Below are 20,578 nucleotides of genomic sequence, written 5' to 3'. Positions count from 1 at the left end.
TAGTCATGATAATAGGGCCTTCTGATTAGAAGGCCCTATTATCAATGATTTTTATCCTCGTGACGACACTATCTAGTCGAAGAGATTCTACGGATGAAACGTAATTAAGTAAAAAATGGCGTCCTCGGCGCATCAGGCTGGTGGTTAAATAAACAAAAATTTTACCTGATGGCAAAAAAAATCACTTTTAACGTTACCTGATGATACCTTCCGTTACATTGTCATGACGCTGCAAGCCAGACGCGATAAGGGGGAGGGCGCAATGTTTCCAAATGTTGCTGTTTCTCACATAAAAGAGTCGAATGCTGGCGCATAGTTATTCCGCCGATGCAAATATTATGAGAGACCAATCAAACTAATTGGTTAAAATATCTTCACAGCGATGTCGGGTTCTCGTAGAATACGCACAATAATAAGAGAGGTAGTTATGATTGAAGATGAAGTGGGGAACTGGAAAGATTTTATCGAAGGCATGCTTCGTAAATAATTTCCAGAAGAATCATAAAAGCAGTGAGTGCTTAAAACGATAAAAGTGTGAAACCAATCACGCAATAAAAGGCGACCTCAATCGGTCGCCTTTTTTATTGTTCACGATTCCTGGCGTTCTTTCAGCGGGAAGCGCCGTCTGACCAGCACAAAGAACAGCGGAACAAAGAAAATCGCCAGCACGGTGGCTGAGATCATCCCGCCCATCACCCCGGTACCTACCGCATGCTGGCTACCGGAGCCTGCACCCGTACTGGTAGCCATTGGCAGAACGCCGAACACAAAGGCCAGCGATGTCATCAGAATCGGGCGCAGACGCTGACGGCAGGCATGCAGCGTGGCCGACAGCAAATCCTGGCCTTTCTGGTTCATTTCGTTGGCGAACTCAACGATCAGGATGGCGTTTTTCGCCGAAAGCCCGATAACCGTTAACAGCCCCACCTGGAAGTAAACGTCGTTTTCCAGCCTGCGCATCCACGTGGCGAGCAGGGCACCAATGACCCCGAGCGGTACCACCAGCATTACCGAGAACGGCACTGACCAGCTTTCATACAGTGCGGCCAGACAGAGGAAGACCACCAGCAGAGAGATGGCATACAGCGCCGGGGCCTGCGAGCCGGATAAGCGTTCCTGGTAGGACATCGCCGTCCATTCCAGACCGAAACCACCCGGGATCTGACTCACCAGTTTTTCCATGGTATCCATGGCGGTACCTGTACTGATACCCGGTGCCGCTTCACCCACAATCTCTACCGCCGCATAACCGTTATAGCGTTCGAGTCGCGGGGAGCCAGTTTCCCAGTGGGATGAGGCAAAAGCCGAGAAGGGCACCATGCCGCCGCTGCTGTTGCGCACATACCAGAGGTTAATGTCGCTCGGCAGCATGCGGTATTTAGCCGCCGACTGGACGTAGACTTTTTTCACGCGGCCGCGATCCATAAAGTCGTTCACATAGCTTGAACCCCAGGCGGTTTGCAGCGTGTCATTGATATCGTCAATGGATACGCCCAGCGCCTGCGCTTTACGCTGGTCGATATCCACCTGCAGCTGCGGGCTGTCATCAAGGCCGTTGTGGCGCACACGAGTCAGCAAGTTATTGCTGTCAGTCATTTGAAGCAGTTTGTCACGCGCCGCCATCAGTGCATCGTGCCCGGCACCGGCGTGGTCCTGCAATTCCATATCGAAACCGGCAGAGCTGCCAAGACCGCTGATCGCCGGCGGGCTGCTGGCAATGACGCGGGCCTCATTGATATGACGAAACGCTTTGGTGGCGCGCTCAATAATGGCAGATGCACTGCCGGTTTTCGGATCGCGTTCGCCCCAGTCCTTCAGACGCACAAACATACGTGCGACGTTCTGACCGTTCCCACCAGGGCCGGAGCCGACGGTTGAGAACACAGAGGAGACGTTGTCCTTCTCATTTTTGAAGAAGTAGTCCTCGACCTTTTGCACTACTTTCAGGGTTTGCTGCTGGGTCGCGCCGCTGGGGAGTTGCACTGACGCCAGAAACATCCCGCGGTCTTCGAGGGGTAAAAACGAGGTGGGTAAGCGCAGGAACAAAAACACCATCCCGCCTAACAGCAGAACGTAGAGCAAGATCCAGCGCAGGCTGCGATGGAGTATTTTTGCCACGCCGCTTTCGTAACAGTCGGCGTTACGGTTAAACACGCGGTTAAAGGCCCCGAAGAAGCCTTTCTCGCCGTGGTGCTCACCTTTGTGCAGCGGCTTAAGCAGCGTGGCGCAAAGGGCAGGTGTCAGGATCATCGCCACCAGCACCGACAGCACCATCGCCGACACGATGGTAATGGAGAACTGACGGTAAATCGCCCCGGTGGTACCGCCAAAGAACGCCATCGGTACAAACACCGCCGAGAGGACCATCGCGATACCGACCAGCGCCCTCTGGATTTGCCCCATCGATTTTCGCGTCGCCTCCCTGGGCGAAAGTCCTTCCTCGCTCATGATACGTTCGACGTTTTCCACCACCACGATGGCGTCATCCACCAGCAGGCCGATGGCGAGCACCATTGCAAACATGGTGAGGGTGTTAATACTGTAACCAAAGCCATAGAGGACGGCGAAGGTCCCCATCAGCACCACCGGAACGGCAATGGTGGGGATAAGCGTGGCTCGGAAGTTCTGCAAAAACAGGTACATCACGAGGAAGACCAGTGCGATCGCTTCCAGCAGCGTTTTCACCACATCAATAATCGATTCTTTAACGAAGGAGGTTGTCTCGTAAGCGACCCGATACTCCAGACCGTGCGGGAAATACTGTGACAGCTCATCCAGCCGTTTCAGTACCAATTCCGAGGTGGCCATTTCGTTTGCGCCGGAGGCCAGCTTAATCCCAAGCCCGGAGGCGGCAAGGCCGTTGAAGCGGCTCAGGAAGTCATATTTCTCTGCCCCCAGCTCAATGTCCGCGACGTCGCCAAGTCGTACTTCTGACCCATCCTGATTGACCCGCAGCGTGATATTACGGAACTGTTCCGGCGTCTGGAGCAGAGACTGTGAGTTAATCGAGGCGTTCAGAGCCTGGCGGTCAACGGAAGGCGATCCCCCAAGCTGACCGACAGCGACCTGAGCGTTCTGGGATGTAATTGCGCTTGTCACATCGCTGGTGGTCATCTGGTAACTGTTCAGCTTCGCCGGGTCGAGCCAGATACGCATGGAATACTGGGAGCCGTAGGCGTCGATATCACCAACACCATTCACACGGCTGATAGGATCCTGAATATTACTGGCGACATAGTCGGCGATATCTTGCTTATCCATCGAACCATCGGTGGAGACAAACGCCAGCGTCAGGATGTTGGTATCCCCGGTTTTACGTACCGTCACCCCCTGGTTTTGCACCGCCTGGGGCAGTTTACGCAGGGCGGATTGTAGCTGGTTTTGCACCTGTTGCACGGCCTCATCAGGGTCCGTACCGGCGGTGAAGCTGAGCGTAATGGTGGCCTGCCCGGCGCTGCTACTTTGTGATGACATGTACATCAGATTATCGAGGCCCGTCATGTTCTGTTCGATAACCTGAGTCACGGTGTTTTCCAGCGTCTGGGCAGAGGCGCCGGGGTAGTTTGCGGTAATACGGACATTTGGCGGGGCCAGGTTAGGATATTGCTCCACTGGCAGAGAAATAATGGCAAGTGTTCCGGTCAAACAGATCAAGATCGCCAGTACCCACGCAAAAATGGGGCGATCAATAAAAAAAATCGCCATCAGAAACAAGACCTCGTTGTTTTGCTGCGCATCGTTATTTTGGCATTGCTGGAACCAATGAATGTTTGCTCAATGTAGCGGGAACCGAGAAAACAAACGTGGAGAAAAAAAGGAGAAAATGTAAATTATCATGCATTTTCAAGGCACAATTATGCAGAGCGCCTTTTATCCCTATTTTGCTCATGCCGTCCCAAAAATTCTTTTCTTTACGTTTACTGACTTTTGAGGCTAAGCGGAGCCGGGAAACGACACTCGACTAACGTCCCTCCGCCGGGGGGGTGTAAGAAGGTGAGTGTACCGCCAAGACGGCTTGCTCGTTCACGCATAATATCCAATCCGTAGTGCCCCTGAGGTTCATCGATACTGTCGATGCCTTTGCCATTATCGCGAATATAAACTGAATACTGACCGTCCGGATCGGTAACGCAACTCACGGTAATGGTACTGGCATCAGCATGCTTAATGGCATTGATAACCGCCTCGCGCACAATCTGCAAAATGTTTACCTGCTGCTGGGCATCCAGCGCCAGCGTGGGCAGGCGGCAATCGAGCTCAAGTTTCGCCGTGGTCTGGCTTTGCAGGCGTTCCATCGCTTCGCTGAGTGCGGCGGGCAGATCGCTTTGGGACACCGTCAGGCGGAAGGTCGCCAGTAATTCCCGCAACTGCCGCCAGGCATCGTTCAGCGCCCGGGAAAAATCGGTAATGATCGTCTGGGCGGGCACGTTATCCTCCGGCACTGCCCGTTTGAGCAGCGCCAGCTGGATACGTAAATAGGAGAGCACCTGCGCCAGCGAGTCGTGAAGTTCCATGGCGATAGTGGCGCGTTCTTCCATCAAAATCAGCTGCTGATGCTGCTTTTGCGCCTGGTTAAAGTACAGCCCACGTCCCATGATGGTGGCTACGCTGTGCAGCAGCGGTGCAGAGGCCCGCACATCCGCACTTTGCCAGCGTAATTCACCAAAGACTTTGTCCTGCATACTGACGGGTAGCGCGCTGACAGGAAGGTCGTTCTGCGCTTCGCCGTGATGTATCGACCAGTGATCGCCCACCGTTAACTCCAGATAGCTTGCCGCTTCGTGGTCATAGACTATCTGCAAAATGTGACGAAAACACATCACGTCAATCTGGCTGGTGTTGAGAGCCTGCGAGCATTGGTACAGCACTTCGAGGCGACGGTGGGCTTCATGCAGATCATGGGTCTTCTCCGCAACCTGCGCTTCAAGCGTACGGTAGAGTTTGTGCAATTCACCAGACATGCGGTCAAAAGTGGACGCCAGAAGCCCTAATTCGTTGTCCAGGTGGCTGTTAAGTAACGGATATGTAAAATGTCCTTGTTGAATATGCTGGCTGGCAACCATCAGTTGTGTCAGGGGTTTTACCACCTGCTGGCGAATACGCCGCAGCGTAAAAAAAACCAGCAGAAAAATACCGCCCGCGCCCAACAGTGAAATCACCACCACCAGCACCATTTTGCGTTCCGAATAGTGTTGTAGTGCCAGAACGAACTGATCGATGTTGTCCACGTATTGCGGAATATTATTCTGATACCAGACGGTGTCTTTGGTGCCCAATCGGGCATCCATCTCCCGCCAGCTTTCCTGCAGTTGGTTATAGCGTTGTCCAACAATATCAGGAACATACCAACGGTTGAGTTTACGTAAAACCGGTGAATTCAGTGATTGCAGGTAGAGCTGGCGATGTGCGTTCAGTTCTGCCGACCCGCGTTCCAGGTCGTATCCCAGACGGTAGCTCTGCATGTGCAGGGAACCGGCGATATTGACGGCTTCCGCGTCGCGCAGGCTGCTGGCAAGCGTCAGCAACGCCACCCCGGTTGAGAGGAGCGAAAGCAGGACAATATAAAAAAAGGCTCTGGCAAGGCTGGATGAAACAGGTCGTTTTACAATCACAACAGCGATTCCCGCTATCCAATGGCGTCGGGCGACAGGGCATCGCCTGGCGGCTCATCAATTGAGACTAATTTTCATTTAGGTCGCGATAAATTGATCTGCAACATGCACGTGACAATTAAGCAACGCTTTTGTGCAAATGTACATTGCCTGTGGTGAATAGCCCAGGTAAATACATTGGTCATATAAAAAATAAGGTTTATTAAACCAGAAAAGAAGGTTGCCATGAATCGTTTTATTATGGCTAACAGCCAGCAATGTATAGGGTGTCGAGCCTGTGAAGTGGCGTGCGTGATGGCGCATAATCAGGAACAGCACGTTTTAAGTCACGAACATTTTCATCCCCGAATTACGGTCGTAAAGAATAAACGTCAGCGCAGCGCGGTCACCTGTCATCATTGTGAAGCCGCGCCCTGTGCCCGCAGTTGTCCGAACGGCGCAATTAGTCGTGTGAATGATTCGGTGCAAGTTAACCAGGATAAGTGCATCGGGTGTAAATCCTGTGCGGTGGCGTGCCCCTTTGGCACTATGCAAATCCTTGTCACCCCGGTCGGGAATGGCATGGTGAAAGCCACAGCACACAAGTGCGATCTGTGCGTCGACCGCACCGACGGCCCCGCCTGCGCGCAAAACTGCCCGGCGGACGCAATTCAGGTGGTGAGCCGCGATGGTCTGGCGGACCTGGCGAAAGCCCGCCGCCTGCGTGCGGCAAGCCAGGAAGCCCAGCCGTGGCACAGCATGGCGGCGCTGGTTCCGGCGTTTAACGACCGTAAGGTCAAACAGATGCTGAAAACGCCGCCGCGCGGTGAACCAGACAAACTGGCGCTGACGGCGCGTAAAACCGGTTTTGATGAAATTTACCTGCCGTTCCGTGCCGATCAGGCCCAGCGGGAAGCAGAACGCTGCCTGAAATGCGGCGAGCACAGCGTCTGTGAATGGACCTGCCCGCTGCACAACCATATTCCTCAGTGGATTGAACGGGTCAAAGCGGGAGATATCGCCGCCGCCGCCGAGTTATCGCATCAGACAAACTGCCTGCCGGAAGTGACCGGGCGCGTCTGTCCGCAGGACCGTCTGTGCGAAGGGGCCTGTACTGTTCGCGACGATTACGGTTCGGTCACTATCGGCAATATTGAACGCTATATTTCCGACCAGGCGCTGGCAAAAGGCTGGCGGCCCGACCTGCAGCATGTGAAAGCGGTAGATAAACGCATTGCGATCATTGGCGCGGGTCCTGCCGGTCTGGCCTGTGCCGATGTGCTGGCGCGTAACGGCGTGAGCGCCACCGTGTTTGATCGCCATCCGGAAATCGGCGGCCTGCTGACCTTCGGTATTCCGGCGTTCAAACTGGATAAATCACTGCTTGCGCGTCGCCGGGAAATTTTCAGCGCGATGGGTATTCGCTTCGAGCTGAACTGTGAAATTGGCCGGGACATTACCCTGGAAACCCTGCTCGGCGAGTATGACGCCGTGTTTGTTGGCGTCGGGACGTATCGTTCGATTAAAGCGAACCTGCCGAATGAAGACGCACCGGGCGTTTATGACGCGCTGCCGTTCCTCATCGCCAACACGAAACAACTGATGGGGCTGCCGGATTCACCGGAAGAGCCGTTTATCAATACCTCCGGACTGAATGTGGTGGTGTTGGGCGGCGGTGATACGGCGATGGACTGCGTGCGTACGTCGCTACGCCATGGTGCCAGCAAAGTGACCTGTGCCTACCGTCGTGACGAAGCCAATATGCCGGGTTCGAAAAAAGAGGTGAAAAACGCGAAGGATGAAGGGGCTGAATTCGAGTTTAACGTTCAGCCGGTCAACCTTGAGCTGGATAAATCGGGCAAGGTGACGGGTGTGCGTCTGCTGCGCACGCAGTTGGGCGAGCCGGATGCTAAGGGGCGCCGCCGTCCGGTGCCGATCGACGGCAGCGAATTTGTGATGCCTGCGGACGCCGTCATCATGGCATTCGGTTTCAATCCGCATTCCATGCCGTGGCTAGAGACGCAGGGCGTGCAGGTTGATGACTGGGGCCGCATCGCCGCCAGCGTTGACAGCGCCTACCGTTACCAGACCAGCAATCCGAAAATCTTCGCCGGTGGCGATGCAGTACGCGGGGCCGATCTGGTGGTAACGGCCATGGCGGAAGGTCGTCATGCGGCGCAGGGGATGATGGACTGGCTGGGGGTTAAAGCGCCGAATAGCCACTGATTCGCCGTCGCGACAAAACCGGCTTCGCAGCGTAGTATGGGGATGACCGTATTACGTTGTGGAGTCGGCATGTCGTTCAACATTGAAGTCATCAAAGATAAAGTCCTTTCAGATAACTATTTCATTCTGCGCAATATTACCTACGATTTGACCCGCAAAAATGGGGATGTGATCCGCCATAAACGCGAGGTTTATGACAGAGGTAACGGTGCTACCATCCTGCTGTATAACCCGGACAAAAAGAGCGTGGTGCTGATTCGCCAGTTCCGCGTTGCCACCTGGGTTAACGGTAATCAGGATGGCCGTCTGATTGAAACCTGCGCCGGTCTGCTTGATGACGATGAACCAGAAGTCTGTATTCGCAAAGAGGCGGTGGAAGAGACAGGTTATGCGGTGGGTGAGGTTCGTAAAGTGTTCGAACTCTACATGTCTCCCGGCGGCGTGACCGAAATCGTCCATTTCTTTATTGCCCGCTATGACGACAGCATCCGGGCCAATAACGGTGGTGGCGTGGAAGATGAAGACATCGAAGTGCTGGAAATTCCCTTTGCCCAGGCCCTTGCGATGGTGAAAAGCGGAGAGATACGAGACGGTAAAGCGTTGATTTTACTGCAATATTTGCAGTCTTCCGGTCTAATGGATTGATTTTTCTAGGGTTGACAAAATAAATTTTAGATAAATCTATCCGACAAATCCGATTGAGCGGCAGGCGCGGGGACACGAAGATACGCGGGTTGTGTGTTGCGATTCTCTTCCGGGGCTGTGTTATTCATGCGTTACCGCGTTTTGCTTGCTTTCATTCTGGGCGTCTGCCCGATGTCGTTCCTCTGGGCGGCACCGGCGCAGCAGGCTTTTTCCGACTGGCAAGTAACCTGCAATAATCAAAATTTCTGCGTCGCGCGCAATACCGGCGAGCACGAGGGGTTGGTGATGACCCTGGGCCGCAGTGCCGGGGCGCAAACCCATGCCGCGCTGCGTATTGATCTGGGCGGCAAAGAGCTCCCGTCACTAAAAGAAGCGCCGATTGCGCCGCGTATGCTGCTGGACGATAAACCGCTCACGCTTGCTGCCCAACACTGGCAAATCACTCCCTGGCATCTGATGACCGATAACGCAGAGGCGATCGCTGCGTTCTTACAAACCATACAGGAAGCGCAGGCGATTACCCTGCAGGACGGGAAGGGAACGATCTCGCTGGTTGGATTGAAAGCGGCGCTGCTGTTTATCGATTTCCAGCAAAAACGCGTCGGTAGCGAAACGGCGTGGATTAAAAAAGGTGACGATCCGCCGCTGAGTGTGCCACCAGCCCCGGCCTTAAAAGAGGTTGCACTGGTTGATCCCACCCCTTCACCCCTGACACAGCAAGAACTCAACGACTTACTGGATTATGGCAACTGGCGAATGAATAACAGCCAGTGCTCGCTGGACCCTATGCGCCGGGAAGTGCGCGTCACGGCGTTAACGGATGATAAAGCCCTGCTGATGATTGATTGCGAAGCGGGGGCCTATAACACGGTGGATTTAGCCTGGATGGTGTCGCGGGAAAAGCCGTTCTCCGCTCGCCCGTTACGCCTGCGCCTGCCGTTTATTCCTGCTCGCGGCAGCAATGAACTGGAATTGATGAACGCCAGGTTTGATGAGAAAACCCGCGAGCTGACTACGCTGGCCAAAGGACGCGGGTTAGCGGATTGTGGTGTGATGACGCGCTGGCGTTTTGACGGCCAGCGCTTTCGCCTGACGCGTTATGCCGAAGAGCCGAACTGCGATAACTGGCATGGGCCGGATGCCTGGCCCACCCTGTGGATCACCCGTTAATAAAATAGTGTTTGCACTCTCTCCCCGTGGGGGGAGGGATCTCCAGTAATATTACGTTTTACAGAGATAACACCGCGTAATGAGAATAAAACCGTTACAGCGATGACAGGGTCCGGCTGAAAATCGATGAGGCGTTGACGGCTGGCCGGGAGCCCGGGTCGCCAGGGGAGTGGCGGTGAGCCACCCCCCTGGCACGTTCACGGGTTCTGTCGCGATAGAAAAGCAAAGAACATAAGGTGAACGGAATGACCACCAGAGCCGTATTTTCCCCCTCACCCTGGCCCTCCCCCTCAGGGAGAGGACATCAGGCCGCACAGTCGGTCAAGGCACTTACAGCAGGCGCTGCGCCTTCGCGACCACATTCTCAACGGTGAAACCAAAGAACGGGAACAGCTTGTCGGCAGGTGCGGATTCACCAAAGGTGGTCATGCCGACAATGGCCCCTTTCAGCCCGACATATTTGTACCAGTAGTCGGCAATGCCGTCTTCCACCGCCACGCGAGCGCTGACATCCGACGGCAGCACCGACTCGCGATATTGCTCATCCTGCGCATCAAAAATATCGGTGGAGGGCATCGACACCACGCGAACTTTATGCCCGTCCTGACTCAGTTTTTCCGCCGCTTTCACCGTAATTTCCACCTCTGAACCGGTGGCAATCAGGATGATATCCGGCTTGCCGCCCGCATCTTTGAGGATATACCCCCCTTTGGCGATCGCTTTCACCTGCTCCGGCGTGCGCTCCATTTGTGCCAGGTTTTGACGTGACAGGATCAGCGCCGTCGGGCCGGTGTGGCGCTCGACCGCCAGCTTCCAGCCAACGGCAGCCTCTACCTGATCGCAGGGGCGCCAGGTACTGAAATTGGGCGTCAGGCGCAGACTCGCCAGCTGTTCTACCGCCTGGTGGGTTGGACCATCTTCCCCCAGACCAATGGAGTCATGGGTATAGACCATGATCTGCCGGGCTTTCATCAGCGCCGCCATACGCGCCGCGTTGCGGGCATACTCCACAAACATCAGGAAGGTGGCGGTGTAGGGCACAAAGCCGCCGTGATGGGCGATACCGTTGGCAATCGCTGTCATCCCGAATTCACGCACCCCGTAGTGGATATAATTCCCGGCGTGATCTTCTTTCAGTGAATGGGAGCCCGACCAGATGGTCAGGTTGCTGGGCGCAAGGTCGGCGGAACCCCCGAGCAGCTCCGGCAGGACCGGACCAATGGTGTTGAGCGTATTCTGGGAGGCCTTACGGGTGGCGATTTTTGCTGGTTCTGCCTGCAATTTATCGATATACGCCTGGGTGGTTTTTTCCCAGCTTTCCGGCAGACCGCCGCTCATACGGCGCGTAAATTCGGCAGCCAAATCCGGGTGGGCTTTTTTATAGGCCGAGAATTTTTCATCCCATGACTGTTGCGCTTTTTCGCCACGTTCCCGGGCATCCCAGGCTTTGTAGATCTCTTTGGGGATCTCAAATGCCGGATATTTCCAGCCCAGTTTTTGACGGGTTAACGCCACTTCCTCTTCCCCAAGCGCAGAGCCGTGGGACTCCTCTTTCCCGGCCTTGTTGGGCGACCCAAAACCAATGACCGTGCGGCAGATAATCAGTGACGGCTTATCTTTCACGCTTTGCGCTTCAATAATGGCCTTTTTCACCGCCTCGGGGTCGTGACCGTCGATGTCATGCACCACGTGCCAGTGGTAGGCCTCAAAACGTTTGGCGGTGTCATCGGTAAACCAGCCTTCGGTTTCACCATCAATCGAGATGCCGTTGTGATCGTAAAAGCCGATCAGTTTGCCCAGCCCCAGGGTGCCCGCCAGCGAACTGGCCTCATGGGAAATCCCCTCCATCAGGCAGCCATCGCCCATAAAGACATAGGTGTAGTGGTCAACAATCTCATGGTCCGGGCGGTTGAACTGCGCGGCGAGGGTGCGCTCGGCAATCGCCAGCCCGACGGCATTCGCCAGCCCTTGTCCCAGCGGGCCTGTAGTGGTTTCGACCCCAGGCGTGTAGCCAATCTCCGGGTGACCAGGGGTTTTTGAATGCAGCTGGCGGAAGTTTTTGATCTCGTCCAGCGACAGGTCGTAGCCGGTTAAATGCAGCAGGCTATACAGCAGCATGGAGGCGTGACCGTTAGACAGAATAAAGCGGTCGCGATCGTACCAGGTTGGGTTACTCGGATTATGTTTTAAGAAGTCGTTCCAGAGTACTTCGGCAATATCCGCCATCCCCATCGGTGTGCCGGGATGGCCGGAGTTAGCTTTTTGTACCGCATCCATACTCAGGGCGCGAATCGCATTGGCGAGCTCTTTACGGGACATAACTCTCTCCTTGCTAAAGGTTAAAATTTGGCGGCGATCAGATCTTCAAGTTTGCGCTGGTCAACGGCGAACAGGCGGATGCCGTCCGACAGTTTTTCCACCGCCATAGGGTCTTGATTGTGCTCCCAGCGGAACTCGGCTTCGGTCAGGGGCTCAGGGCGCGGGAAGGTTTGTGAAGGGGGAACCAGTTTGCGTTCAACGCAGCCTTCCTGCCCCTGCAGGGCTTTGAGCAGGTCGGGGGAGATGGTCAGTCTGTCGCAGCCCGCCAGCGCTAATATCTGCTCAGTACGACGGAAGCTGGCCCCCATTACCACGGTTTCATAGCGGTGCTGTTTGAAATAATCGTAGATATTGCGCACGGATTTTACGCCGGGGTCTTCATCCACGATGTAAGGGTCCATTGGTTTACGCTGTTGATACCAGTCGTAGATGCGGCCAACAAACGGGGAGATCAAAAAGACGCCCGCCTCGGCGCAGGCACGGGCCTGGGCGAAGGAGAACAGCAGCGTCAGGTTGCAGTTGATCCCCTCTTTTTCGAGAACTTCCGCCGCGCGGATCCCTTCCCAGGTTGAGGCCAGTTTGATCAGAATACGTGAGGTGTCGATCCCGACATCTTTGTACAGCTGCACCAGTTTGCGGGCTTTGGCGATGCTTTTTTCTTTATCGTAAGAGAGGCGGGCATCCACTTCGGTCGAGACGCGCCCCGGCACACTTTTCAGAATTTCCGCGCCAAAATTGACCGCCAGCTTATCGCACGCTTCTGCAACCTGTTGTTCCTGGGTTTTGCCGTGTTGTTTACCGAAGGCGATCGCGTCTGCAATCAGGTGGGAGTAGCTCTCAAGGCCTGCTGCTTTCAACAGCAGTGAGGGGTTGGTGGTTGCGTCCTCGGGTTGATAATGTCGAATCGACTCGATATCGCCGCTGTCCGCCACCACGGTGGTGAACTGTTTGATGCCGTCTAAATGATTCATAGAGAATACTCTTTAAAAAGCAAGGTGTTATATGAATGATTTCGAGAGTGTTGTAGTCGGAATCTTGTGGTGCATAACCAAAAAGCATAGCAGACGAGGACCGTCTTGCTTTCAGCGGGTTGTAACAATGGTGTTATGAATTGATAGCAATTTTTGTTATGTCATGGTCAGAGTTTGGTTGTGTTCAAAGTTTGCTGGTGTGGCAGGAGGCATACTAGGCGGCGCATCAGGATCGTTATCACGCTTCAATTATCTGAAAGATACGTGTTAAGGAACAGCAAATGGACGACCAACTAAAACAAAGTGCCCTCGATTTCCACCAATTCCCTCAACCGGGGAAAATTCAGGTGTCACCAACCAAACCCCTCGCCACACAGCGCGATCTGGCACTGGCCTACTCGCCGGGCGTTGCGGCTCCGTGTCTCGAAATCGAGAAAGATCCGCTGGCAGCCTATAAGTACACGGCGCGTGGCAATCTGGTTGCCGTAGTCTCTAATGGTACCGCCGTACTTGGACTGGGGAACATTGGCGCCCTCGCCGGAAAACCGGTGATGGAAGGAAAGGGGGTACTGTTCAAGAAATTCGCTGGCATCGATGTCTTTGATATCGAAGTTGACGAGCAGGACCCGGACAAGCTGATCGATGTAGTGGCGGCGCTGGAGCCGACCTTCGGTGGCATCAACCTGGAAGATATCAAAGCGCCAGAGTGCTTCTACATTGAGGCAAAACTGCGCGAACGCATGAACATCCCCGTTTTTCACGATGATCAGCACGGGACGGCGATCATCAGTACGGCGGCCATTCTGAACGGCCTGCGCGTGGTAGAGAAAAATCTCTCTGACGTACGCATGGTGGTCTCCGGGGCAGGGGCGGCGGCAATCGCCTGTATGAACCTGCTGGTGGCGCTGGGCATGCAGAAACACAATATTGTGGTGTGCGACTCCAAAGGGGTGATTTACAAAGGCCGTGAAGCCAACATGGCGGAAACCAAAGCGGCCTATGCGGTAGACGATGACGGCAAACGTACGCTGGCAGATGTGGTCGAAGGGGCGGATATTTTCCTCGGCTGCTCCGGGCCGAAAGTGTTGACCCAGGAAATGGTGAAAAAAATGGCGCGCCAGCCGATGATTCTGGCGCTGGCCAACCCGGAACCGGAAATTCTGCCGCCGCTGGCGAAAGAGGTCCGCCCGGATGCCATCATCTGCACTGGTCGTTCTGATTACCCTAACCAGGTCAACAACGTACTCTGCTTCCCGTTCATCTTCCGCGGCGCGCTGGATGTAGGTGCCACGGCAATCAACGAAGAGATGAAGCTGGCGGCAGTACATGCGATTGCCGAACTGGCGCACGCCGAGCAGAGTGAAGTGGTGGCCTCCGCCTATGGCGATCAGGATCTGAGCTTTGGCCCGGATTACATCATTCCGAAACCGTTCGATCCGCGTTTGATTGTAAAGATCGCCCCTGCGGTGGCAAAAGCGGCGATGGATTCCGGGGTGGCGACCCGGCCAATCGCTGATTTTGACGCTTATGTCGATAAGCTCACCGAGTTTGTCTACAAAACCAACCTGTTTATGAAGCCGATCTTCTCGCAGGCGCGTAAGGAGCCAAAACGTGTCGTGCTGACCGAAGGGGAAGAGCCGCGCGTGCTGCACGCCACGCAGGAGCTGATCACCCTGGGGCTGGCGAAGCCGATTCTGGTGGGCCGTCCTGGCGTTATTGAAATGCGTATTCAAAAACTGGGGCTGCAAATTCGACCCAACGTTGACTTTGAGATCGTCAACAATGAGTCGGATCCGCGCTTTAAAGAATACTGGACCGAGTATTTCAGCATCATGAAACGCCGCGGTATCACTCAGGAGCAGGCGCAGCGTGCGGTGATCAGCGATACCACGGTGATTGGCGCGATCATGGTTCATCGCGGTGAAGCCGATGCGATGATTTGCGGCACCATCGGGGATTATCACGAGCACTTTAGCGTTGTGCGGGAGATCTTCGGCTACCGCGAAGGCGTGCATGCGGCGGGGGCGATGAACGCGCTGTTGCTGCCAAGTGGGAACACCTTCATCGCCGACACCTACGTGAATGAAGATCCCAGCGCGGAACAGTTGGCGGAGATTACCTTACTGGCGGCGGAAACCGTGCGCCGGTTTGGTATTGAGCCGAAAGTGGCGCTGTTGTCCCATTCGCAGTTCGGGTCCTCGAAATCACTTGCGGCACTAAAAATGCGTGAAACCCTCGACCTGGTGCGTGAGCGTGCGCCAGACCTGATGATTGACGGGGAGATGCATGGTGACGCCGCATTGGTGGAAAGCATTCGTCATGAGCGTATGCCGGATAGCCCGCTGAAAGGCGCAGCGAATATTCTGATCATGCCAAACGTCGAGGCTGCCCGTATTAGTTACAACTTACTACGGGTATCCAGCTCCGAAGGAGTGACGGTGGGGCCGGTGTTGATGGGGGTATCAAAACCAGTGCACGTATTAACGCCGATCGCCTCTGTGCGTCGGATCGTTAATATGGTGGCACTGGCGGTGGTAGAGGCGCAGACGCAGCCGTTGTAACGGGCCTGTAGCCCCTATAAGCGTAGCGCATCGGGGTTTTCCCGGATGCGGCGGTCGCCTTATCCGGGCTACGCGATTGTGCTGGAAATTAAATCCAGTCTCGAACCTTAATAAACTCACTCAAGGCAGCCTCAGGGCTGCCTTCTTCTGGCTGGTAGCTGTACTCCCAACGCACCAGCGGCGGCATCGACATGAGAATCGACTCGTTACGCCCACCGGTTTGCAGGCCAAACAGCGTGCCGCGATCCCACACCAGATTGAACTCCACGTAGCGCCCACGGCGATAGAGCTGAAACTCGCGCTCGCGTTCGCCAAAGGGCAGGGCTTTACGGCGTTCAACAATCGGCAGATAGGCATCGGTGTAACCTTTGCCAACGGCCTGCATAAAGGCGAAGCAGGTGTCGAAATCCGGCGTGTTCAAATCGTCGAAAAACAGCCCGCCAATGCCGCGCTGTTCATTACGGTGCTTAAGGAAGAAATAGTCATCGCACCATTTTTTATAGCGTGGATAGACATCTTCTCCAAAAGGCTGACACAGGGCATGTGCCGTCTGGTGCCAGTGAATGGCATCCTCTTCAAAACCGTAGAACGGCGTTAAATCGAAGCCACCGCCAAACCACCAGACCGGGTCGGCGCCCGGTTTTTCGGCAATAAAAAAGCGCACGTTCGCATGGCTGGTCGGCACGTACGGGTTGCGCGGATGCACCACCAGGGAAACTCCCATGGCTTCGAAACTGCGCCCCGCCAGCTCCGGGCGATGGGCCGTTGCCGAAGCGGGCATGGCGTTGCCGGTGACGTGAGAAAAGTTAACCCCCGCCTGCTCGAAAATAGCGCCATCACGCAAGACGCGGCTGCAACCGCCGCCGCCAGCCTCGCGCTGCCAGTTATCTTCAACGAAAGCCGTACCATCCAGCGCGGCAAGCTGTTGGCAAATGTCGTCCTGCAGCGTCAGCAGAAAAGATTTTACGTCGCGGGTATCTGGGATGGTCATCAGCGTTTCTTCGAATGGGCCTTGTGATTATCGAACCAGTTAAAGTAACTGATAATACCGTCCGCAATGGCGCTGGCTATCTTTTGACGAAATGCGGTGGTGCCCAGCAGCTTCTCTTCCTGCGGGTTGGTGATAAACGAGGTCTCCACCAGTACCGAAGGGATAGAAGGGGATTTCAGCACCACGAATGCCGCTTGTTCCGTGTTCCGGCTGTGCAGGCGGTGCACCGGCTTAATCTGGCGCAGAATATGCGACCCCAGCGTCAGGCTGTTTTTGATGGTGTCGGTCTGAACGAGATCAAACAGCACCTGCTGTAGCAAATGATCTTTGTCTGTTGCTTTCTTGCCTGCGACATCATCGGCGGCGTTCTCGCGGTCCGAGAGGTATTTCGCCATGGCGCTACTGGCCCCACGGTTGGACAACGCAAAGACCGATGCCCCGGCGGCGCTGGGGTTAGTAAAACCGTCCGCATGAATCGACATAAACAGATCGGCCCCGTGCTGGTGGGCAATTTCGACGCGATCGTAAAGCGGAATAAAGGTATCGCCCGTACGTGTCAATCGCGCATCAATACCGCGATTACGCAGAATAGTGCGGACGTTTTTAGCGATGGCCAGCACAACGTGTTTCTCTTTTGAGCCGTTGCCACCTATTGCACCGGTATCAATGCCACCGTGGCCCGGATCGAGCATCACGATGCGCCGGGAACCCGCCTTCTTTGCTTTTGGCTGGCTATGGCCGTTGCTGGTTTTAAGGGATGAATCGTCTTTTGCGATGGCCCGCGACATGCCTGACAGCGTTAAAGCGGCAAGGCCGGCTTTCAGAACCTGACGGCGCGAGGTGAATATTTTTAAGGGTTTGAAAGTGCTCATACAGTCTGTTCTTTTTATCCATAGTCCCTGGAGTTATATCGTATTGGGTTTACCGTTACGACAGTCCTTACTAAGAAATGTTTTACTTTTCATTTCAATACGTGACAGAGTGACATTACGCCATTTTCCTGCTGCGATTTCGCCGCATATTGGCTACGGCGGCACATCGCGCCATAATCTCTCTTTGACCGTGAAAAAGGGCAGGTAACACCATGGAAATACGCGTTTTTCGCCAGGAAGACTTCGAAGAAGTGATCACCCTGTGGGAGCGCTGCGAACTGCTGCGCCCGTGGAACGATCCGGAAATGGACATCGAACGTAAGATTAATCACGACGTCAGCCTGTTTCTGGTTGCCGAGGTGAACGGTGAGGTCGTTGGTACCGTAATGGGTGGCTACGACGGACATCGTGGTTCGGCCTATTACCTGGGCGTTCATCCGGAATTTCGTGGGCGGGGTATTGCGAACGCGTTATTAAGCCGTCTTGATAAAAAGCTGATTGCCCGTGGCTGCCCAAAAATTAACATCATGGTGCGTGAAGACAATGACGTGGTTTTGGGCATGTACGAGCGCCTGGGCTATGAGCATACGGACTCGCTGAGTTTAGGTAAGCGCCTGATTGAAGATGAAGAATATTGAGTTTTCACCGGCTGATTACGACAGTCATGGCCGTTTGAGGCTACCGTTTTTGTTCTGGTGTGTATTGTTGTTACAGGCACGAACCTGGGTTTTATTTGTGATGGCTGCAGCGTCGCGGGGGCAGGGCGATGCGCTGTTAACCTTGTTTTATCCCGATCATGATAATTTCTGGCTGGGCCTGTTACCGGGTGTACCGGCCGTCTTCGCTTTTTTACTGAGCGGTCGCAGGCAGTTCTTGCCACGTCTCTGGCGCCTGCTGCGTCTGTTACTGATTATCGCGCAAGCCACATTATTGCTCTGGCAGCCACTGCTGTGGCTCAGGGGGGAAGCCATCTCTGGCGTCGGGCTGGGGCTTGTCGTGGCCGATATTATTGCGCTCGTGTGGCTGCTGAGTAACCCGCGCTGCCGGGCCTGTTTTCACCCGGATGAACATTAACGGGCACTTTTTACTGTTCCGGCACTCCAATAGCCGTCACGTTAACAAGAAAGGATGTAAAGATGAAATCCCTGCGTATAAGCGTCTGCGCCCTGGCGCTGGCACTGTCCGGCTGCTCAACGCTCTCTTCGGTCAACTGGTCTGCGGCCTTGCCCTGGAACTGGTTCGGCTCCTCTATCGAGGTGAATGAGCAGGGCGTCGGGGGGATCACGGCGAATACCGAGTTGGATGAAAAGGCGATCAACGATGCGCTGAACGGCAGCTATCACCTGCGCAGCGGGATGAAAACCGACAAAGGCAATATCGTTCGTTACTTTGAAGCGCTGAAAGACGATAAGGTCGCGCTGGTGGTGAATGGCGAGAATGGCACCGTGAGCGAAGTGAGTGTCCTCGATAGCGGTATTGCAACGGCCAAAGGGGTCAAAACGGGAACCGCGTTTAGCGCGCTTTACGATAAAGCCTTTGGCAACTGCGTCGCCGCAACGGGCGACGATGTAAAAGGCGTTGAGTGTAAGGCGCCGGACAGTGCGCATATCAGCTATGTGTTCACCGGCGACTGGCATGGACCGGAAGGATTAATGCCGTCGGATGACGCGCTCAAGAGCTGGACGCTGCATAAAATTATCTGGCGTCGCTAAATTGATCAGACGCGCCGCGTCCTGAATAAAAAACGGGTACAATGGACCCCATCAATGCCACGGTTGCGTGGCATATTTTTTTCAGGAGGAGTGATGTCTCAGGTTCAGAGCGGCATATTGCCAGAACATTGCCGTGCGGCGATTTGGATTGAAGCGAATGTGGTGGGTGACAAAAGCGCCCTGCGTGAAGGTTGTCGGGTCTTTACCGACAATCTGGCGACGCTGCAGGCAAAATTCCCCGATGCGGCCCTCGGTGCGGTGGTGGCGTTTGGGCATGACACCTGGCGCGAGTTGAGCGGCAGCGAAGGCGCGCAAGAGCTCAAAAACTTTACCCCGCTGGGCAAAGGCCTGGCACCGGCCACACAGTTCGATGTGCTGATCCATATCCTCTCTCTGCGCCATGACATCAATTTTTCCGTCGCCCAGGCCGCACTGGCCGCGTTTGGCGATGCCCTTGAGGTGGAAGAAGAGACTCACGGTTTCCGCTGGGTTGAAGATCGCGATCTGAGTGGCTTCGTCGATGGCACCGAAAACCCGTCAGGCGAAGAGAAGCGTCGCGATGTCGCCGTTATCAAAGACGGCGTGGATGCGGGCGGCAGCTATGTGCTGGTGCAGCGTTGGGAACATAACCTCAAGCAGCTTAATCGCATGAGCGTGGGCGATCAGGAGATGATGATTGGTCGCACCAAAGAAGCGAACGAAGAGATTGACGGCGACGATCGTCCGGTCACATCTCACCTGACCCGCGTCGATTTAAAAGAAGACGGCAAAGGCCTTAAAATTGTGCGCCAAAGCCTGCCGTATGGTACCGCCAGCGGAACTCACGGTCTCTATTTCTGTGCCTATTGCGCGCGCTTATATAACATTGAGCAGCAGCTGCTGAGCATGTTTGGCGACGCTGATGGTAAACGCGACGCGATGCTGCGTTTCACCAAACCGGTAACCGGTGGCTACTACTTTGCCCCTTCTGTAGAGCGCCTGCTGTCGCTGTAAGTCCCTTTCTCTCTCCCTATGGGGTGAGGGATCCCCACAAAAAATGCGAGCACGCTCGGTTCCCTCTCCCTGAGGGAGAGGGTCAGGGTGAGGGGGAAAATGCGGTTCTGGTGGTCATTCCGTTCACCTTATGTTCTTTGCTTTTCTATCGCGACAGAACCCGTGAACGTGCCAGGGTGGCTCATCGCCACCACCCTGGCGACCCGGGCTCCCGGCCAGGAAAATCGCCGCTTCGCGGTCCACTCGTCTTATGCCGTCTGACTTTCGGGTCGGGGACCAGCCTACGTCCTTGTAGGCTATCCCCTCTGCCCGCGTCCCTGCGGGCGGCCCCGGTCAGCCGTCAACGCCTCATCGATTTTCAGCCGGACCCTGTCATCGCTGTACCTGTTTTATTCTCATTACGCGGTGTTATCGCTGTAAAACGTAATATTACTGAGGATTCCTCATCCCTGTGGGAGAGGGCAACAGGCTGCACCCTTATTCCCTTTTCAACTTCCAAAGCACCAAACGGTATATAAAACCGTTAC

At 55.0% G+C, this 20,578-nt stretch carries 15 protein-coding genes; 9 read left to right on the top strand and 6 right to left on the bottom strand.

Annotation, left to right across the window (positions count from 1 at the left end; all coding sequences use genetic code 11):
* The first annotated feature begins 427 nt into the window (after positions 1-427).
* Positions 428-487, top strand: coding sequence for a protein YpfM (gene ypfM / locus ACSZPU_RS05615; protein WP_498996363.1), 60 nt, complete (start codon positions 428-430; stop codon positions 485-487).
* A 101-nt stretch (positions 488-588) separates the two neighbouring features.
* Here ypfM and acrD read toward each other — a convergent pair whose 3' ends face one another.
* Both acrD and narQ read right to left on the bottom strand, forming a co-directional pair.
* On the bottom strand, positions 589-3,705 hold the full coding sequence (gene acrD / locus ACSZPU_RS05610) for a multidrug efflux RND transporter permease AcrD (protein ID WP_498996361.1): 3,117 nt from the start codon (positions 3,703-3,705) through the stop codon (positions 589-591).
* 212 nt (positions 3,706-3,917) lie between these two features.
* Positions 3,918-5,612 carry a nitrate/nitrite two-component system sensor histidine kinase NarQ gene (narQ, locus tag ACSZPU_RS05605; protein WP_498996358.1) on the bottom strand — a complete coding sequence of 565 codons (1,695 nt, stop codon included), beginning with the start codon at positions 5,610-5,612 and terminating at the stop codon, positions 3,918-3,920.
* 225 nt (positions 5,613-5,837) lie between these two features.
* Between narQ and aegA the strand changes: the two genes are divergently transcribed.
* The 3 genes from aegA (at position 5,838) to ACSZPU_RS05590 (ending at position 9,632) form a co-directional block, all read left to right on the top strand.
* Positions 5,838-7,817, top strand: a complete 1,980-nt coding sequence (gene aegA / locus ACSZPU_RS05600) for a formate-dependent uric acid utilization protein AegA (protein WP_498996356.1) — start codon at positions 5,838-5,840, stop codon at positions 7,815-7,817.
* Between the two features lie 69 nt (positions 7,818-7,886).
* Positions 7,887-8,462, top strand: a complete 576-nt coding sequence (nudK, locus tag ACSZPU_RS05595) for a GDP-mannose pyrophosphatase NudK (RefSeq protein ID WP_498996354.1) — start codon at positions 7,887-7,889, stop codon at positions 8,460-8,462.
* Positions 8,463-8,588: 126 nt separating this feature from the next.
* Complete coding sequence (locus tag ACSZPU_RS05590) at positions 8,589-9,632, top strand: DUF1176 domain-containing protein (RefSeq protein ID WP_498996353.1); 1,044 nt, start codon at positions 8,589-8,591, stop codon at positions 9,630-9,632.
* 330 nt (positions 9,633-9,962) lie between these two features.
* On the opposite strand, the gene tkt is transcribed toward ACSZPU_RS05590, so the two are convergent.
* Positions 9,963-11,951: a transketolase gene (tkt, locus tag ACSZPU_RS05585; protein ID WP_498996351.1), complete on the bottom strand. Its 1,989-nt coding sequence runs from the start codon at positions 11,949-11,951 to the stop codon at positions 9,963-9,965.
* 20 nt (positions 11,952-11,971) lie between these two features.
* A complete protein-coding gene (gene tal, locus ACSZPU_RS05580) occupies positions 11,972-12,922 on the bottom strand; it encodes a transaldolase (RefSeq protein WP_498996349.1) in 951 nt (316 codons plus the stop codon).
* Between the two features lie 281 nt (positions 12,923-13,203).
* On the opposite strand from tal, the gene maeB reads away from it, so the two are divergent.
* Positions 13,204-15,483 (top strand): NADP-dependent oxaloacetate-decarboxylating malate dehydrogenase, encoded by a 2,280-nt coding sequence (maeB, locus tag ACSZPU_RS05575; RefSeq protein ID WP_498996347.1) that lies wholly within the window; start codon positions 13,204-13,206, stop codon positions 15,481-15,483.
* Positions 15,484-15,571: 88 nt separating this feature from the next.
* Here the strand turns inward: maeB and hemF are convergent, their stop codons facing one another.
* On the bottom strand, positions 15,572-16,474 hold the full coding sequence (hemF, locus tag ACSZPU_RS05570; RefSeq protein WP_498996344.1) for an oxygen-dependent coproporphyrinogen oxidase: 903 nt from the start codon (positions 16,472-16,474) through the stop codon (positions 15,572-15,574).
* The gene (gene amiA / locus ACSZPU_RS05565; RefSeq protein ID WP_498996342.1) at positions 16,474-17,346 is read right to left on the bottom strand and encodes an N-acetylmuramoyl-L-alanine amidase AmiA; all 873 of its coding nucleotides are present in this window, start codon (positions 17,344-17,346) and stop codon (positions 16,474-16,476) included. The genes hemF and amiA overlap by 1 nt, the downstream gene beginning before the upstream one ends.
* Positions 17,347-17,558: 212 nt before the next feature.
* On the opposite strand from amiA, the gene ACSZPU_RS05560 reads away from it, so the two are divergent.
* The 4 genes from ACSZPU_RS05560 (at position 17,559) to ACSZPU_RS05545 (ending at position 20,051) form a co-directional block, all read left to right on the top strand.
* Positions 17,559-17,984, top strand: coding sequence for a GNAT family acetyltransferase (locus ACSZPU_RS05560; protein ID WP_498996340.1), 426 nt, complete (start codon positions 17,559-17,561; stop codon positions 17,982-17,984).
* Entirely contained in the window at positions 17,971-18,420 is a 450-nt protein-coding gene (locus tag ACSZPU_RS05555; protein WP_498996337.1) for a DUF2919 domain-containing protein, read from the top strand. The genes ACSZPU_RS05560 and ACSZPU_RS05555 overlap by 14 nt, the downstream gene beginning before the upstream one ends.
* A 62-nt stretch (positions 18,421-18,482) precedes the next feature.
* On the top strand, positions 18,483-19,058 hold the full coding sequence (locus ACSZPU_RS05550; RefSeq protein ID WP_498996335.1) for an RpoE-regulated lipoprotein: 576 nt from the start codon (positions 18,483-18,485) through the stop codon (positions 19,056-19,058).
* A 93-nt stretch (positions 19,059-19,151) separates the two neighbouring features.
* Positions 19,152-20,051, top strand: a complete 900-nt coding sequence (locus ACSZPU_RS05545; protein WP_498996333.1) for a Dyp-type peroxidase — start codon at positions 19,152-19,154, stop codon at positions 20,049-20,051.
* Positions 20,052-20,578 lie beyond the last annotated feature (527 nt).

It is taken from the genome of Phytobacter sp. V69 (assembly GCF_965644215.1).
Lineage (GTDB): Bacteria > Pseudomonadota > Gammaproteobacteria > Enterobacterales > Enterobacteriaceae > Phytobacter.
The sequence above is the reverse complement of the archived record's forward strand: the minus strand, read 5'-3'. Positions and strand labels throughout refer to the sequence as shown.

Coding starts and splice junctions, on each gene's coding strand:
- acrD (WP_498996361.1), bottom strand. CDS start 3,705: ATGGCGATTTTTTTTATTGATCGCCCCATTTTTGCGTGGGTACTGGCG.
- aegA (WP_498996356.1), top strand. CDS start 5,838: ATGAATCGTTTTATTATGGCTAACAGCCAGCAATGTATAGGGTGTCGA.
- nudK (WP_498996354.1), top strand. CDS start 7,887: ATGTCGTTCAACATTGAAGTCATCAAAGATAAAGTCCTTTCAGATAAC.
- ACSZPU_RS05590 (WP_498996353.1), top strand. CDS start 8,589: ATGCGTTACCGCGTTTTGCTTGCTTTCATTCTGGGCGTCTGCCCGATG.
- tkt (WP_498996351.1), bottom strand. CDS start 11,951: ATGTCCCGTAAAGAGCTCGCCAATGCGATTCGCGCCCTGAGTATGGAT.
- tal (WP_498996349.1), bottom strand. CDS start 12,922: ATGAATCATTTAGACGGCATCAAACAGTTCACCACCGTGGTGGCGGAC.
- maeB (WP_498996347.1), top strand. CDS start 13,204: ATGGACGACCAACTAAAACAAAGTGCCCTCGATTTCCACCAATTCCCT.
- hemF (WP_498996344.1), bottom strand. CDS start 16,474: ATGACCATCCCAGATACCCGCGACGTAAAATCTTTTCTGCTGACGCTG.
- amiA (WP_498996342.1), bottom strand. CDS start 17,346: ATGAGCACTTTCAAACCCTTAAAAATATTCACCTCGCGCCGTCAGGTT.
- ACSZPU_RS05560 (WP_498996340.1), top strand. CDS start 17,559: ATGGAAATACGCGTTTTTCGCCAGGAAGACTTCGAAGAAGTGATCACC.
- ACSZPU_RS05555 (WP_498996337.1), top strand. CDS start 17,971: ATGAAGAATATTGAGTTTTCACCGGCTGATTACGACAGTCATGGCCGT.
- ACSZPU_RS05550 (WP_498996335.1), top strand. CDS start 18,483: ATGAAATCCCTGCGTATAAGCGTCTGCGCCCTGGCGCTGGCACTGTCC.
- ACSZPU_RS05545 (WP_498996333.1), top strand. CDS start 19,152: ATGTCTCAGGTTCAGAGCGGCATATTGCCAGAACATTGCCGTGCGGCG.